At 67.9% G+C, this 13,739-nt stretch carries 17 protein-coding genes; 3 read left to right on the forward strand and 14 right to left on the reverse strand.

Going from position 1 to position 13,739, the window contains the following annotated elements:
- Positions 1 to 35: 35 nt before the first annotated feature.
- Entirely contained in the window at positions 36 to 1,124 is a 1,089-nt protein-coding gene (locus RCH21_RS14500) for an Rv2578c family radical SAM protein (protein ID WP_326964989.1), read from the forward strand.
- A gap of 65 nt (positions 1,125 to 1,189) precedes the next feature.
- Here RCH21_RS14500 and RCH21_RS14505 read toward each other — a convergent pair whose 3' ends face one another.
- Both RCH21_RS14505 and RCH21_RS14510 read right to left on the reverse strand, forming a co-directional pair.
- A complete protein-coding gene (locus RCH21_RS14505) occupies positions 1,190 to 1,666 on the reverse strand; it encodes a (deoxy)nucleoside triphosphate pyrophosphohydrolase (RefSeq protein WP_326964990.1) in 477 nt (158 codons plus the stop codon).
- A 27-nt stretch (positions 1,667 to 1,693) separates the two neighbouring features.
- A complete protein-coding gene (locus RCH21_RS14510; RefSeq protein ID WP_326964991.1) occupies positions 1,694 to 1,939 on the reverse strand; it encodes a hypothetical protein in 246 nt (81 codons plus the stop codon).
- A 240-nt stretch (positions 1,940 to 2,179) separates the two neighbouring features.
- On the opposite strand from RCH21_RS14510, the gene RCH21_RS14515 reads away from it, so the two are divergent.
- A complete protein-coding gene (locus RCH21_RS14515; protein WP_326964992.1) occupies positions 2,180 to 3,457 on the forward strand; it encodes an MFS transporter in 1,278 nt (425 codons plus the stop codon).
- On the opposite strand, the gene RCH21_RS14520 is transcribed toward RCH21_RS14515, so the two are convergent.
- The 4 genes from RCH21_RS14520 to infC all read right to left on the reverse strand — a co-directional run bounded on the left by RCH21_RS14520 (position 3,431) and on the right by infC (position 6,432).
- Entirely contained in the window at positions 3,431 to 4,426 is a 996-nt protein-coding gene (locus RCH21_RS14520) for a TrmH family RNA methyltransferase (protein ID WP_326965068.1), read from the reverse strand. The two genes, RCH21_RS14515 and RCH21_RS14520, sit on opposite strands and share 27 nt — an antisense overlap.
- 46 nt (positions 4,427 to 4,472) lie before the next feature.
- Positions 4,473 to 4,862: a 50S ribosomal protein L20 gene (gene rplT / locus RCH21_RS14525; RefSeq protein WP_120148089.1), complete on the reverse strand. Its 390-nt coding sequence runs from the start codon at positions 4,860 to 4,862 to the stop codon at positions 4,473 to 4,475.
- Positions 4,863 to 4,954: 92 nt separating this feature from the next.
- Complete coding sequence (gene rpmI / locus RCH21_RS14530) at positions 4,955 to 5,149, reverse strand: 50S ribosomal protein L35 (protein WP_026531962.1); 195 nt, start codon at positions 5,147 to 5,149, stop codon at positions 4,955 to 4,957.
- A 104-nt stretch (positions 5,150 to 5,253) separates the two neighbouring features.
- Positions 5,254 to 6,432 carry a translation initiation factor IF-3 gene (gene infC / locus RCH21_RS14535; RefSeq protein ID WP_442784719.1) on the reverse strand — a complete coding sequence of 393 codons (1,179 nt, stop codon included), beginning with the start codon at positions 6,430 to 6,432 and terminating at the stop codon, positions 5,254 to 5,256.
- 340 nt (positions 6,433 to 6,772) lie between these two features.
- Between infC and RCH21_RS14540 the strand changes: the two genes are divergently transcribed.
- Positions 6,773 to 7,216, forward strand: a complete 444-nt coding sequence (locus RCH21_RS14540; RefSeq protein WP_326964993.1) for a DUF1844 domain-containing protein — start codon at positions 6,773 to 6,775, stop codon at positions 7,214 to 7,216.
- A 156-nt stretch (positions 7,217 to 7,372) separates the two neighbouring features.
- Here RCH21_RS14540 and RCH21_RS14545 read toward each other — a convergent pair whose 3' ends face one another.
- The 8 genes from RCH21_RS14545 to RCH21_RS14580 all read right to left on the reverse strand — a co-directional run bounded on the left by RCH21_RS14545 (position 7,373) and on the right by RCH21_RS14580 (position 13,662).
- Complete coding sequence (locus RCH21_RS14545; RefSeq protein ID WP_326964994.1) at positions 7,373 to 8,674, reverse strand: MFS transporter; 1,302 nt, start codon at positions 8,672 to 8,674, stop codon at positions 7,373 to 7,375.
- A gap of 27 nt (positions 8,675 to 8,701) precedes the next feature.
- Positions 8,702 to 9,571, reverse strand: a complete 870-nt coding sequence (locus RCH21_RS14550; protein ID WP_326964995.1) for an SseB family protein — start codon at positions 9,569 to 9,571, stop codon at positions 8,702 to 8,704.
- Complete coding sequence (priA, locus tag RCH21_RS14555) at positions 9,568 to 10,326, reverse strand: bifunctional 1-(5-phosphoribosyl)-5-((5-phosphoribosylamino)methylideneamino)imidazole-4-carboxamide isomerase/phosphoribosylanthranilate isomerase PriA (protein ID WP_120148092.1); 759 nt, start codon at positions 10,324 to 10,326, stop codon at positions 9,568 to 9,570. The genes RCH21_RS14550 and priA overlap by 4 nt, the downstream gene beginning before the upstream one ends.
- 53 nt (positions 10,327 to 10,379) lie before the next feature.
- On the reverse strand, positions 10,380 to 10,538 hold the full coding sequence (locus RCH21_RS14560) for a hypothetical protein (RefSeq protein ID WP_326964996.1): 159 nt from the start codon (positions 10,536 to 10,538) through the stop codon (positions 10,380 to 10,382).
- Positions 10,539 to 10,542: 4 nt separating this feature from the next.
- Positions 10,543 to 11,181: an imidazole glycerol phosphate synthase subunit HisH gene (gene hisH, locus RCH21_RS14565; RefSeq protein ID WP_120148093.1), complete on the reverse strand. Its 639-nt coding sequence runs from the start codon at positions 11,179 to 11,181 to the stop codon at positions 10,543 to 10,545.
- The gene (gene hisB, locus RCH21_RS14570) at positions 11,178 to 11,795 is read right to left on the reverse strand and encodes an imidazoleglycerol-phosphate dehydratase HisB (protein ID WP_326964997.1); all 618 of its coding nucleotides are present in this window, start codon (positions 11,793 to 11,795) and stop codon (positions 11,178 to 11,180) included. The genes hisH and hisB overlap by 4 nt, the downstream gene beginning before the upstream one ends.
- A 143-nt stretch (positions 11,796 to 11,938) precedes the next feature.
- Positions 11,939 to 13,033, reverse strand: coding sequence for a histidinol-phosphate transaminase (locus tag RCH21_RS14575; RefSeq protein WP_326964998.1), 1,095 nt, complete (start codon positions 13,031 to 13,033; stop codon positions 11,939 to 11,941).
- A 92-nt stretch (positions 13,034 to 13,125) separates the two neighbouring features.
- Positions 13,126 to 13,662, reverse strand: coding sequence for a LysM peptidoglycan-binding domain-containing protein (locus tag RCH21_RS14580; protein ID WP_326964999.1), 537 nt, complete (start codon positions 13,660 to 13,662; stop codon positions 13,126 to 13,128).
- Positions 13,663 to 13,739: the final 77 nt, after the last annotated feature.

Below are 13,739 nucleotides of genomic sequence, written 5' to 3' on the forward strand. Positions count from 1 at the left end.
TGACACAGTATTAGTACACGTGTTCTACTTGCTGCATGCGGTGGGAAGGCCAGAAGATCACGGACGACGACGTCGAGGGCGCCTCCGTCGCCGAACCGGCCCTCGTACCCCTGGCAGGCCTGGTCAGGACCGTCAGGACTCCCGAATTCGCCGGCATCACCTTCCACGAGGTTGCCGCGAAGTCGGTCCTCAACAAGGTGCCTCCCACCTCATCCATGCCGTTCTCCTGGACCATCAACCCCTTCCGCGGTTGCTCCCATGCCTGTGTCTACTGCTTCGCACGCAAGACGCACAGCTACCTCAACCTCGATACGGGCCTCGATTTCGACGCTCAGCTCGTCGTCAAGATCAATGCCGCGGAGGTATTGGTACGGGAACTCTCCCGGCCGTCCTGGAAGCGCGACCATGTTGCGCTCGGAACCAATACCGACCCCTACCAGCGGGCCGAGGGTCGCTACAGCCTGATGCCGGGCATCATCTCTGCGCTGGCCGATTCGGGTACACCCTTCTCCATCCTGACGAAGGGCACCCTGCTGGCCCGGGACATCCCGCTGCTGAAGGCAGCATCGGAGTCGGTCAACGTCGGCATGGGCATCTCGCTCGCACTCCTGGATCCCGTCCTCGCGGATTCGATCGAACCGGGCACGCCTGCTCCGAAGGCACGGCTGGCTCTCGTCTCGAGGCTCAGGGAGGCGGGACTGCCCTGCGGCGTCATGGCCATGCCGATCCTCCCGTGGCTCACGGACGGCGACGAATCGCTCGATCAGCTCTTCGGTGCGCTCGCGTCCGCTGGTGCGACGGGCGTGACGGCGGGCCCTCTGCACCTGCGGCCCGGATCCCGTGAATGGTTCATGCAGTGGCTCGCAGCCCAGCATCCACACCTCGTGCCGCGCTACGAATCGCTCTACAGGGGCGGCAGCTATGCCTCGAAGGAGTACCGGGACTGGCTCTCGGGCAGGATCAGGGTGTTCCGTGCAAAGCACGGGCTCATGGCGGGTGCTGGTTTCTTCCGCAATCTCTCGGCTGCCGGACCAGCCGATTCCGGCGGCAGCAGCGCGTCCGGCCCGAGGCCCACCCCGTCAGCGGCAGACTCCGCTCGAGCGGTCCAGCCGTCCCTGTTCTAGGCGGGTCACCCGTCAACTGTCCGTCCCCGGACCGATCCTGGGCGACGGCGCGCACCGCTCGGCGATCAGGCGGACGGGACCCCGCCGAATGAGGACGGGACCTCGCCGAGTGCGGACCGCAGAGCAACGAGGATCGGCTTGTCCGCGGGAATCCAGGGAAGGTCCTCGACCTCGGTCCCGGCGTCGAGGGGCACCCAGCGCAACTCATCGTGGTCCTGCAGCGCCTCGGGCTCACCGGCGGTCACCTCGACGAACCAGACGCGCATCGCGGCCTTCCCGTTGAGGGGCCAGCCCTGGTCCGCCGGGCCGGGGATCTCCGCACCCAGCTGGACGTGAATGCCCAGCTCCTCGTCCAGTTCGCGGCGCAGGGCAGCCTCGCAGGTCTCGCCCGCCTCCACCTTGCCGCCCGGAAACTCCCACATGCCTGCGAACTGGGGCGGTGACGTACGCCGTGCGACAAGGAGCCTGGTGGGCTGCTCGAGGGAGTCGACGACGGCCGCTCCGACGATCTGGAGGGGCTGGTGGAGGGCTGAAGAGGTCACGAGCCGAGTGTAGCGAGGTCCGCGAGATCAGCTTTCTTCCGGGGAGGCGAGTGCGCCGCCCGGCTTCGTCTGATGCTCCGGATTGTCCTGGCGCCGGTACTCCCCGTGCGGACTCAGACCGGGAACCTGCTGTCCGGCGTTCAGCTCCGTCGAGGTGAAGGCGTCTTCGGAGAACTCGGCCGCGCTTTCGGTTCCAGGCTCCTCAGGGAGGTTGATGTCCTCGCGTAGGTGCTCCGTCTGCGGCAATTCATATGAATGCGGTGTCCAACCCATCGTTAAATTCCATCAGGCGGACGACCCGAATTCCAGCGTGGGCGCAAGCGGATCGGGCCTTGACGCAACCCGGGACCCCGTCCTCGTGCTGCCAAGGACATTCCCGCCGTCGTCCCGGTCATCACCTAGGCTTGATGATGACGACGGCGTCCGCGTCGCCCCGACCGAACATGCATGCCCGCTTCGGCCGGCACAGCGGCCGAACCCTATTCTTCGACTACTTTTGCCGCTAGGACACCCATGACTGCCTCCGCTCACCCGACACCTCCGTCCCAGCGCCTGTCCGGCCGTCGCCTTACCCTCGCCATCGGTGCCCTGGCGGTCGGCGGCTTCGCCATCGGAACCACCGAGTTCACCATCATGGGACTGCTGGAGGAGATGCGTGCGGACCTGGGCGTCGACTACGCGCAGGGCGGCCACGTCATCTCGGCCTACGCTCTCGGCGTGGTCATCGGCGCTCCGATCCTCGCGACCATCGGCGCGAAGAAGCCCCAACGGACCGTGGCACTGGCCCTCATGATGGTCATCACCCTGGCAAACATCTCGTCCTTCTTCGCTTCCGGCTTCGGCTGGATGCTGGCCTCGCGCTTCCTGTCCGGACTCCCCCACGGCGCGTATTTCGGCGTCGCTGCCGTTCTCGCCGCGACGCTGGCCGACCCGGCCAGACGCGGACGCGCCATCTCCATGGTGATGCTCGGCCTCAGCATCACGAACGTGGTGGGAGTGCCCTTCGCGACCTGGCTCGGCCAGCAGTTCGGCTGGCGCTCCATGTTCCTGCTCGTGGGAGTGATCGGCATCGGGACCCTCGTGCTCATCCGCGCCTTCGTACCGGCAGTCCCGGTACGGCCGGGCGCCAGCATCCGCACGGAACTGGGGGCATTGCGCCGGCCCCAACTGTGGATGACCCTGCTCATCGGCATCGTGGGTTTCGGCGGCTTCTTCGCCGTGTACTCGTACATCTCGCCGATCATGACGGAGGTGGCGGGGCTGGATGTATCGCTGTTGCCCCTCGTCGTCGCCCTGTACGGCGTGGGGATGGTCGTCGGTAACATCCTCGGTGGACGACTCGCCGACCGCTCCATCATGGGGAGCATCTACGGGGTCATGGCGGCCATCACGGTGGTCCTGCTCCTGTTCCCCCTTGCAGCATCGACACCGTGGTCGGCCTGCCTCTTCGTCTTCCTGGTGGGAGCCAGCGGATCGACACTCATCCCGCCCCTGCAGGCCCGCCTCCTGGACGTGTCGCCCGGCGCGCCGTCACTCGCCTCCTCGATGAACCACTCGGCCCTCAATACCGCCAATGCACTGGGCGCAGCGGTGGGAGGCGCCGTCATCACCGCGGGCTGGGGCTTCACCTCGCCGGCGCTGGTCGGCGCCGGCCTCGCTGTCCTCGGACTCGGCGTCGCCTTGATCAGCGGCCGCATGGACCGCGGCAATGCGTCGGCAACGTCGTCGGAGGCTCCTGATGCCCCGCAGACGACGTCGGTCGCCTCAGACCAGACGCTGCGCGCGCGCTGAGGCGTACAGGCAGACCGTTGCGGCCGTTCCTACATTGAGGGACTCGGCGCTGCCGTAGATCGGGACGGCGACACGGGCGTCGGCGGCCTCGGTCAACTCGGCGGTGAGTCCCTGTGCCTCGTTACCGAAGAGCCAGGCTCCCGGATCCTCGAGACGCACGGAGCGGACGGGTTCTGCCGCGCCACGGGCCTCAAGACCTGATCCCCGTGCCGGCAGCGCGTCCGACGACGGAAAGTCCCCGCCGCCGGAGTTCTGGCCCGGCTCTCCTGCCCCGAACCTTCGCGCGGCGCTGGCGTCCTGCAGGTCGTCGAGGCTGGTGGTGCCGTGACCGTCCGCGGCGAGCACCGTCATCCCGGCGGACCGCAGGCGTTCGGTGAGCCCCTCGAGCTCCACGCCGATGACGATGGGCAGGTGGAACAGTGAACCCACCGTGGAACGGACGGTCTTCGGGTTGTACGGATCGACGCTGGAACCGGTCAGGATGACCGCGTCGGCGCCGGCGGAATCGGCTGCGCGGATGATGGTGCCGGCATTGCCCGGATCGCGCACCTCGACCAGCACGGCCACGAGCCGTGGACCGGAAGCGAGGACGTCGTCAAGCGGGCTGTCGACGAATCGGCAGACCGCGATGAACCCCTGGGGCGTGACGGTGGAGGACATGGCGGCCAGCACCTCTGCCGTCACCATCCGGACGATCGGGGCACCACCGGACGCGAGGAGGTTGGCGATGTCGTCATGGCGCTCGAGCGCCTCGGCCGTCGCGTACACATCGACGACAACGCCGTCCGCACCGTCGTCGTGCTTCTCGAGGTGCAGTCGTAGTGCCTCACGTACGGCCTGGGGTCCCTCAGCCAGGAACTCACGCCGCCTTAAACGCGACGGACGCCCGGCCAGGCGTGCCACCTCCTTCACCCGATCAGCCTGGGTGTTGGTCATCAGTGGAGCCTGGGGGCGTCCGTTCACAGTCATCATCTACCGGGTGCGCGGGCCGAAGGACCCGCGGCAGCCGATGTGCCTAGGCCGAAGCCTTGAGCGGAGCCGACGTGTCGGCCGGCAGGGCGTTCTTGGCGAGCTGGACGAGCGCAGCGAAAGCGGCGCCGTCAGTCACGGCAAGATCGGCGAGCATACGGCGGTCGACCTGGATCTCGGCAGCCTTGAGGCCCTGGATCAGTCGGTTGTAGGTCAGTCCATTGGCGCGGGACGCAGCGTTGATGCGCTGGATCCACAGCCGGCGGAAGTCGCCCTTGCGCTTGCGGCGGTCGCCGTAGCTGTAGACGAACGAGTGGAGCAGCTGCTCCTTGGCCTTGCGGTACAGGCGCGAGCGCTGTCCACGGTAGCCCTTGGCGCGCTCGAGGATGACGCGACGCTTCTTGTGGGCATTGACTGCCCGCTTCACACGTGCCACGTGTGTACTCCTTCAGTTCTTCTCCGGTCACGGCCGTAGCCGCAGCACCGCACCGATGGTGCGCGCGCTTTCCCGAAGGGATGGATTGGTGGTTAGATGCCGAGCATCTTCTTGATGACCTTGGTGTCGGCCTTCGAGACGATCTTGTCGCTTGCAAGGCGGCGGGTCAGGGTCGAGGACTTGTGCTCCAGGTAGTGGCGGCGGTTGGCCTGCTGGCGCTTGAGCTTTCCGCTACCGGTCAGCTTGAAGCGCTTCTTGACGCCGCTGTGGGTCTTCATCTTCGGCATGGGAACCGATCTCCTTCTTGTAGCCGGGGCGGATGCACCCGGAGGTCGGCACCCGAGGGTGCCTGCTGGTTGTCGAACATGCCCGGCAGGGACAGGGCGCGAGCCTAGTCCGTGCTTCCGGGCTTGGGACGGCTGGTCGGGCTCTTGGAGGGAGCCGCCCTGCCGGCAGGCTTGGGGGTCGCCGACGGCTTCGGCGCTCCGGGCTTCGGCATGGCCGATGGCTTGGCTGCCGGCTTCGGTGCCGCGGCGGCTTGAGGTGCAGTCGCTGTGCCGGGAGCGGGTGCCGGAGCTGCGGCAGGATTCGGTGCCGGGGCTGTTGCCGGCCTCGGTGCGGACGAGGTCGTTGCCGGCCTCGGTGCGGACGAAGCCGGACGGGTTGGTGCCGAACGCTCTGTAGCAGGCCTTGGTGCGGACGAAACCGGACGGGACGCTGCCGGACGCTCGCCGGCCGGCCTGGAGGACGTCGACCGCGGGGCCGACGACGGAACGCGCTCCGGAGCGGCCTTCGGCGACTCCGACCTGGGTGCCGACGTCGTCGCTGCTTCGGTCCTCGGAGCGGCGGCAGCCTGTGGCTGATCCGCAGTCTCTGCCACCTCGACCGCAGGTGTCTCCGGTGCGGCCGCTTCGGGTGCCTCGGGCTGCGTGTTGATGGCGTAACCCTCCGGCAGCAGGTCCGCGAGGGACTGCGTGAACGGAGCATTATCGCTACCTGACGTGTCCACGCGTACGGGACCGTCTCCGGACTTGGCAGCCTCGTTGGCCGCCTTCGCGTCGGCGCGCTGGGTCTCGCGTCGGGCTTCCGCCTTTGCCTCGGCCTTGTTCTTCGTGGGGCCGATCACCATGACCATGTTGCGTCCGTCGATGCGCGGAGTCGACTCCACGACACCGACCTCGGCGACGTCATCCGCGAACTTCTGCAGCAGACGGATACCCATCTCGGGGCGCTGCTGCTCACGTCCGCGGAACTGGATCATGGCCTTGACCTTGTCGCCGGCACCGAGGAAACGCATGGCGTGCCCGCGCTTCGTCTCGTAGTCGTGCGTATCGATCTTCAGGCGGAAACGAATCTCCTTGAGGACCGTGTTGGTCTGGTTCTTCCGCGCCTCGCGGGCCTTGACGGCCGCTTCGTACTTGTACTTACCAAAATCCATGAGCTTGGCCACCGGAGGCTTTGCCTGCGGTGCTACCTCAACCAGATCCAGGTCGGACTCGGCGGCAAGTCGGAGGGCGTCTTCGATACGGACGATTCCTACCTGTTCGCCGGCAGGTCCAACCAACCGCACCTCGGGAACGCGGATACGATCATTGATTCTTGGCTCGCTAATGTGTGGCTCCTGTAAATTTCTGAACGGAAACCGCCTGCAGACGAAAGAAGGCCTTCCATTGCATGCGCAATCGAAGGCCTCGGTAACCGGTTCTGGGAATTCGGGGGAAGCGTGAGCCTCCCGCACGATCATCTGCAGGACCGACCAGGTGACCCGGCTGCCTGCAATGCGGCCAAGGGCCGCACCAGGCAAACGCGGGTGGGAGAGGACTCCGCTTGCATTCCGGTCGGTTGCAGGTGGCTCCTTGCAGAGCACAGCGAGTAACAGTGACCGGTTGGTCTGTGCCAAGCTTACCAGTATGAACACGGCACACGACAATCCGCAGCACTCCCCCGATCCCGAACCTGCGAACCCGTCCCGGCGCAGCTTCACGGAGGAGAACCAGGATGGCCCGGACGCGGCGGAGCAGGACGTCCGTCAGCAGATGCGCGACATCTCCGAGGTGGCCGCCGTCGAGGTCATCGTCACGTCGGCCGTCCACCTCATGAGCGCAGCGGCCGTGAAGTGCGGCCTGGGGCACGAGGAGAATGCCGAGCAACTCAAGGACCTCGACGAGGCGCGCAAACTCATCACCGCCCTCGCCGGCTTCGTCACGGCAGCTGCGCCCGAGATCGGCTCCCAGCACGCCGGTCCCTTGCGCGACGGCCTCCGGTCACTCCAGCTCGCGTTCCGGGAGGCGTCCATCATCCCCGATCCTCCGGGAAAGGGGCCCGGCGAGAAGTACACCGGTCCGGTCAACTGACCGGCCTGCACCACTACGGCTGTCCCGCGGGAGGCCCGCACCGATGGACGGTGCGGGCCTCCCTTGTTCCCGACACCTTCCTCCTGCTGCTTCCTGCCCTACTCCTGTCCGTGCCGTCGTACGCACGTGCAGGTCTTCTCGAGGCAGGGGTACCGCCTACCGCAGCGCCTGCGCTGCGTCGGGCCGGATCGGTCCCAGGGGTCTGGTGCGCATCGAGAGGCCGACGACGCCGATCAGCGAGGACACCACTGCCACGGCGGTGAAGCCACCCCAGGGTCCGGTCGCGTCGATGAGGACGCCTGCGACGGGAGCTCCGAGAGCGACCCCCGAGGTCAGCGCTGATCCGTACCAGCCCATCGCCTCGCCCCTGCGGTCCTCCGCCACGAGATCTGCGACCTTCTCCGAAGCTGCGGAGAGGACCGGCGCGCACAGCAACCCCGCAGGGATCGACAGCAGGGCCAGGGACAGCGTCGTGTCGGCGAAGGCCAGGGGCAGCGTCAGCAGTGCCATGCCGAGCAGGAGGAGCGACGGCGGGATGGGCCGGTGCAGAGCCCCGTAGAGGACTCCACCCACCACGGATGCCGCGCACCAGGCGACGAAGACCAACCCGAGTTGCTCCTCGTTGCCGGAGAGCTCGAGCGCCGCGATGATCCCGACCTCGGTTCCGGACAGCACGAGCCCGGCCCCGGCGGCGACGACCATCACGATGACGAGGGGGACTGTCAGCCACGGCAGTGCCCTGCGCACACCCCTGCGGACGAGTGAGTCCTTCGCGGCGGGTTCGGCGCCGGTGTTTCGCGCACCGATGAGGTCGGCTGCAGCTTCGCCGACGTTGGACGGGGCGGCCGCGGTGACCGTGACGGCGTCGGGCAGTTGCTCGGAGCGTGTCGGCGGGTTGAACCACATGAGGAAGAGCCCCGCCGACGCCGTGGCGATTCCCACGAGCGTCAGACCGAGCACGGTGGAGACCTGCGTGGCGAGGACGACGCCCACCGCCGGACCCGCCATGAAGATAACCTCCGTGGAGATCGCGTCGAGGGTGAACGCGGTGCGCCGGCGGTTCCCCTCGACGAGGACGCCGAGGGCCTGACGGATGACGGAGAAGGCCGGCAGGGTGAACAGGCCGCCCACGAGGGCGGCGACGAGCAGCCAGTGGTAGGGCAGGTGCGGGGCTACGGACCAGATGATCGCCTCGGCCACCACCGACGGGATCAGTGCACGCCGCAATCCGGCGCTGTCGATCCGCCGGCCACGCCAGGGGGCACCGACGGCTATGCCGATGGTGACGACGGCGGCCACCGCGCCCGCCTCGGCATAGCCGCGGTCGAGGGTCTGCACCACGTGCAGTGTCAGCAGCACGCCCGCAGCCGAGTGCGGGAAACGGGCGATCATCCCGACGATCAGCAACCTCCGGACGGAGCGGATGCGCAGCAGGTCCCGGTATACGGCGAAGTTCACGTGTCGTCTTTCTGGCCGACGCCTCCGTCAGCTGATGAGTTTGATGTCGAGCGAGTCGACGCGTTCCACGAAATCGGTGAGCCCGAGCAACGTTCCCCGGAGCGAGGCGACGGCGTCGCGCACCCCCTCCGAGGTCAACCCGGGGCGGAGCCGGACGTCCATACGCAGCTCGGGCCCCGATCCTCCACCGCAGGCAATGCTACCGTCGGCGCTCCGGCTGAGGACGCCGGCGCCGGGCCGCAGCGCGACGGTGATGATGTCCTGGTGGTCGAGCGCGGCAGCCCCGACGAGCGAGGACAGCGTCTCGTCCTCATAGGACGGCGTCCACTCGATCTGCTGGGCGAGAGCCCACACGGCAGGACGGCGCACGACGAAAGTCAGGTCGGCGCCCGGGTCGAGCACCATGAGTTCGGCGCCCTCGGCTACCGCGGCCAGGGCGGCGCGGGAGGCGTAGGCTGCGACGGGCCGTGCATCCGCGTGCCAGCGCTCGAGAGCCACGGTGGACGAGAAGACGGGCAATGCCTTCCGACCGTCAGGAGCCGTGAGCGTGACGAGCGCCATGTCGGCTTCCTTGTCGGACTGCATGCCGGCGCGGGACGCGGCAGCGGCCTCCCCGGGCTCGCTTAGCCGGGCCACGATCGGGATGAAGACCCGCGCCGTGGTGAGCGATTCGAAGACCTTCCGCTCGAACGGTCCGGGCTGGTCCGGCTGCAGGACGACCAGCGCCGCCACGGCGGCAGCGAGCCGGGGATCGGCGGTGCCGTCGTCGTCGTCGAATGCGTGCAGGGGATTGTCCGGACCCGAGAGGTCGCGGCCGGCCCACGGCCGACCCGCGGAGTCGCCGGTATTACCCGCGAGTGCAGCGGCGATATGGGCGGGGAGCTGCCTGCCCGTCACGCGTCCGCGCCGGGCAACCCTGCGACGTCGAGCGCCTGCGGCAGGGTGAAGGCGCCGGCGTAGAGCGCCTTGCCGACGATCGCTCCCTCGAGGCCCCTCGGCACGAGTTCCCGGAGTGCCGCGATGTCGTCGAGGCTGGAGATGCCGCCCGATGCGACGACGGGGCGCGTGGTCCTGGAAAGGACCTCCTTGAGCAGCTCGATGTTCGGCCCCTTCAGGGTCCCATCCTTGGTCACGTCCGTGACGACGTACCGGGCACAGCCGGCGTCCTCCAGGCGCTGCAGGACCTCCCACAGGTCCCCGCCCTCCTCGGTCCAGCCCCGGGCTGCCAGGGTGGTGCCCCGGACGTCGAGGCCGACCGCGACGGCGTCGCCGTAACGGGCGATCGCGAGCTCCGTCCACTCGGGGTTCTCGAGGGCAGCCGTGCCGAGGTTGACGCGCGTGGCGCCGAGTTCGAGGGCCGCGTCCAGCGAGGCGTCGTCACGGATGCCACCGGAGAGTTCCACCTTGATGTCGAGGTGCTTCACCACGCGCTCGAGCAGGGCTCGGTTCGAGCCCCTGCCGAAGGCCGCATCGAGGTCGACGAGGTGTACCCACTCGGCACCTGCTTCCTGCCAGGCGAGTGCGGCGTCGAGGGGATCCCCGTAGTTCGTCTCGCTGCCGGCCTCGCCCTGGACGAGGCGGACGGCCTGGCCATCGGCGACGTCGACGGCCGGAAGGAGTTCGAGGGTGGGCGATTCGGAGAAGGGGCTCATGGTCTGCTTTCGTACGGGCGGGTGACCGCGCTGTCAGGTGGTGAATGAACCGGCTAGTCGCCGGGAAGCGTGAACAGGTAGGCCGCGAGGAGCGACAGACCGGCCAGCGCGAGGAAGGCGATCCACACCCACCGCGGGAATTCCTGGCTGCGCAGGGAGAACGCCCCGCCGATGAGGAGGCCGGCGACGCCCATGAGCACCAAACTCAGCATCCGGTCATCGCAGGCCCTCGATCCAGTTCCGAAGGAGCTGCGCCCCGGCGTCGCCCGACTTCTCCGGGTGGAACTGCGTGGCGCTGAGGGGCCCGTTCTCGACCGCGGCGATGAACGGGCCGCCGTGATTCGACCAGGTGACCTGTGGGGGCTTCATGGCGGGTTGCGTGACGTCGAAGGACCAGTCCTGCACACCGTAGGAGTGGACGAAGTAGAACCGCTCGTGCCCGATACCGTCGAAGAGGACGGTGTCGTCAGGGGCCTGCACGGTGTTCCACCCCATGTGCGGGACGACATCGGCCTTGAGTCGCTCGACGACGCCTGGCCATTCAGCCATGCCGGGGGTGCGGACTCCGTGCTCCACCCCCTCGTCGAAGAGGACCTGCAGTCCTACGCAGATTCCGAGGACGGGCCGGCCGCCGGCGACCCTCCGGCCGATCATGCGTAGGGCGTCGACATCCTTCAGGCCCTTCATGACCGCCTGGAAAGCGCCGACTCCCGGCACCAGCAGTCCATCGGCGTTGAGGACGTCGTCGGGTTTGGCGCTGAGGATGACGTTCGCACCCACGTGCTCGAGGGCTCGCACCACCGACCGGACATTGCCCGACCCGTAATCGAGCACGGTGACGGTACGCGCTGTCATAGTGCTCCCTTCGTGGACGGAATGCCCTCGACCCTCGGGTCCTGCTCGACGGCTGCGCGCAACGCCCGGGCGAGGGCCTTGAACTGCGCCTCGACGATGTGGTGCGGATCGCGGCCCGCAATGACGGTGATGTGCAGGCAGATCCGGGCGTGCAGTGCCAGCGCCTCGAAGACGTGGCGGGTCAGGGACCCGGTGAAGTGCCCGCCGATCAGGTGGTACTCCTGGCCCGCCGGCTCGCCGCCGTGTACGAGGAACGGGCGTCCGGAGATGTCGACGACGGCATTCGCGAGGGCTTCGTCCAACGGCACCGTCGCTTCACCGAAGCGGCGGATGCCGGCCTTGTCCCCCAGCGCGACGCGCAGCGCCTCACCGATGGCGATCGCCGTGTCCTCGACGGTGTGGTGCACATCGATATGCGTGTCACCGGAGGACTTGATGGTCAGGTCAACCAGGGAATGCTTCGACAGCGCGGTGAGCATGTGGTCGAAGAACGGGACGGTGGTGTCGATCGACGACACTCCTGTGCCGTCGAGGTCCAGCTCCACGAGGACGCTGGATTCGCTCGTGACGCGCTCGATGCGGGCCGTGCGGCCGCGGGCGGCAACTACAGTCATGTCATTCCTTCTGTGCGCTGCCGGTCATCCGGGCGCTGATCGACGAGAGGTCAGGCGTGTACTGGTGCCCGATCCGGGAGGCTCACCACGATCGGGCCCTCCAAGTCTAGGAGACACCGGCCGAGCAAGCCCGCCCGGCCTTGCTACAGCAGCTTTTTCAACGCTGAAAGGAACGCCGTGGTCTCCTGCTCTGTTCCTGCAGTGACGCGCAGGGACCCTGGTATACCGACATCGCGGATGAGCACCCCGGCCGCCAGGAGACCCTCCCACACACGATGGGGATCCGCCAGACCACCGAAGAAGACGAAGTTCGCGTCCGACGGCGCCGGCGACAGCCCGAGGGCCTCGAGTTCGCGCACGATGCGGTCCCGCTGGACCTTGATCGCCTCGACGTTGGACAACAGGGTGTCGGCATGGGTGAGGGCTGCGTTGGCTGCTGCCTGGGTGATGGCGGACAGGTGGTACGGGAGGCGGACGAGGCGGAGGGCGTCGGCGACCTCAGGGGCGGCGGCCAGATAGCCGATCCTGGCGCCGGCCAGAGCGAAGGCCTTGCTCATGGTGCGCGACACGAGCAGTCGCGGACGCCCGGGTAGGAGCGTGAGTGCGCTCGGGGTGCCCTTCTGCGCAAACTCGCCGTAGGCCTCGTCGACGATGATGATGGCCCGCGCGTCCTCGCCGGCCTCGTAGGCTGCTTCGATCACGTCGAGGTCGAGCGCGGTGCCGGTGGGGTTGTTCGGCGAGCAGAGGAATACGATATTGGCCGCCGAGTCGCGCACGGCACGGGCTGTGGCATCAGGGGTCATGGCGTAGGCGGCGCCGCGCGCTGCGGTGACATAGCGGGTACCGGTACCGCTGGCCAGCAGGGGATACATCGAGTAGGTCGGCGGAAAACCGATCGCCGTGCGCCCCGGGCCACCGAAGGCCTGGAGGATCTGCTGCAGCACCTCGTTGGATCCGTTCGCGGCCCAGAGCTGGTCCGGGGTCAACCCGTGCCCGAGGTAGGTGGCCAGGTTCCTGCGAAGCTCGGTGAACTCCCGGTCCGGATAACGGTTCAGCCCGTGGGTCGCCGCTGCCACGGCCGCCACGATCGCTGTGTGTACGTCCGTCGGAACTCCGTGGGTGTTCTCGTTGACGTTCAGGAGAATCGGGACGTCCAGCTGCGGGGCGCCGTAGGGGTGCAACCCGACGAGGTCATCACGCAGGGGCAGGTTCGCTAGGGCGTCGACAGATGAGGGCACCGCTCCAGCTTAAAGGATGCCAACCGGCACAACGGCGAGGACGGTCCCGGCCGGTTCCGGGTCCAGGACGACATCCGCGATCGATGGTGCCCCTAGCCGCGGGACGGGATCGAGATGCTCTGCCCTGCCTGGACGAGCGACGAGCGAAGGTCGTTCAGCTCCACCATCTCGGCTACTACTTCGCGAGGGTCCCGCTCGGGGGCGTAGTGCACGGCGAGGTCCCAGAGCGACTCACCCGCTGCGACATTCACCTCGACGATCGGCGAGGACACGGGAGCGGCCTCGCCGGCCTGCGCCTGCGATGTGAGGAATGCGCCGAGGATGATCAGCGCCACCACACCGACGGCGATCGGAAGACCTACCAGGAGCAACCTCCCACGCTGAGTGAGGGTGACGGGACGTTTCGCAGTCCGCTGCCTGGAGGTGCGCTCCGCCCCTGCATCGCACCGGAAGTCAACAGCTCGCTCGGCGTCGCCTTCGTACTCATCCGGGCGGCGGCCGGCCGGCACCGGCGTGCCTGCCTGTAACCCGAGAGCAGGAACGAGCCGGAGGCCGGCGCCGGTCTCCGGTCGGGCGGGCTTCAGTGCCCACAGCGCCGTGCTGCCGTGCAGTACTGGTGCTTCAGCCATCGCCATTCCTCTTTCCCTTCGAATACGTCCGTGATCGAACGGCCTTCTTTCGAACACCTGTTCTAATTCGTCTCTGC

This window comes from Arthrobacter sp. PL16, assembly GCF_035985055.1.
Lineage (GTDB): Bacteria > Actinomycetota > Actinomycetes > Actinomycetales > Micrococcaceae > Arthrobacter_D > Arthrobacter_D cheniae.

What these genes read in the sequence shown, in the direction of transcription:
- RCH21_RS14515 (WP_326964992.1), top strand. Translation starts at nt 2,180, where the DNA reads ATGACTGCCTCCGCTCACCCGACACCTCCGTCCCAGCGCCTGTCCGGC.
- RCH21_RS14520 (WP_326965068.1), bottom strand. Translation starts at nt 4,426, where the DNA reads ATGACTGTGAACGGACGCCCCCAGGCTCCACTGATGACCAACACCCAG.
- RCH21_RS14580 (WP_326964999.1), bottom strand. Translation starts at nt 13,662, where the DNA reads ATGGCTGAAGCACCAGTACTGCACGGCAGCACGGCGCTGTGGGCACTG.
- rpmI (WP_026531962.1), bottom strand. Translation starts at nt 5,149, where the DNA reads ATGCCGAAGATGAAGACCCACAGCGGCGTCAAGAAGCGCTTCAAGCTG.
- RCH21_RS14510 (WP_326964991.1), bottom strand. Translation starts at nt 1,939, where the DNA reads ATGGGTTGGACACCGCATTCATATGAATTGCCGCAGACGGAGCACCTA.
- hisH (WP_120148093.1), bottom strand. Translation starts at nt 11,181, where the DNA reads ATGACAGCGCGTACCGTCACCGTGCTCGATTACGGGTCGGGCAATGTC.
- RCH21_RS14560 (WP_326964996.1), bottom strand. Translation starts at nt 10,538, where the DNA reads ATGCTGAGTTTGGTGCTCATGGGCGTCGCCGGCCTCCTCATCGGCGGG.
- hisB (WP_326964997.1), bottom strand. Translation starts at nt 11,795, where the DNA reads ATGACTGTAGTTGCCGCCCGCGGCCGCACGGCCCGCATCGAGCGCGTC.
- priA (WP_120148092.1), bottom strand. Translation starts at nt 10,326, where the DNA reads ATGAGCCCCTTCTCCGAATCGCCCACCCTCGAACTCCTTCCGGCCGTC.
- RCH21_RS14500 (WP_326964989.1), top strand. Translation starts at nt 36, where the DNA reads ATGCGGTGGGAAGGCCAGAAGATCACGGACGACGACGTCGAGGGCGCC.
- RCH21_RS14540 (WP_326964993.1), top strand. Translation starts at nt 6,773, where the DNA reads ATGAACACGGCACACGACAATCCGCAGCACTCCCCCGATCCCGAACCT.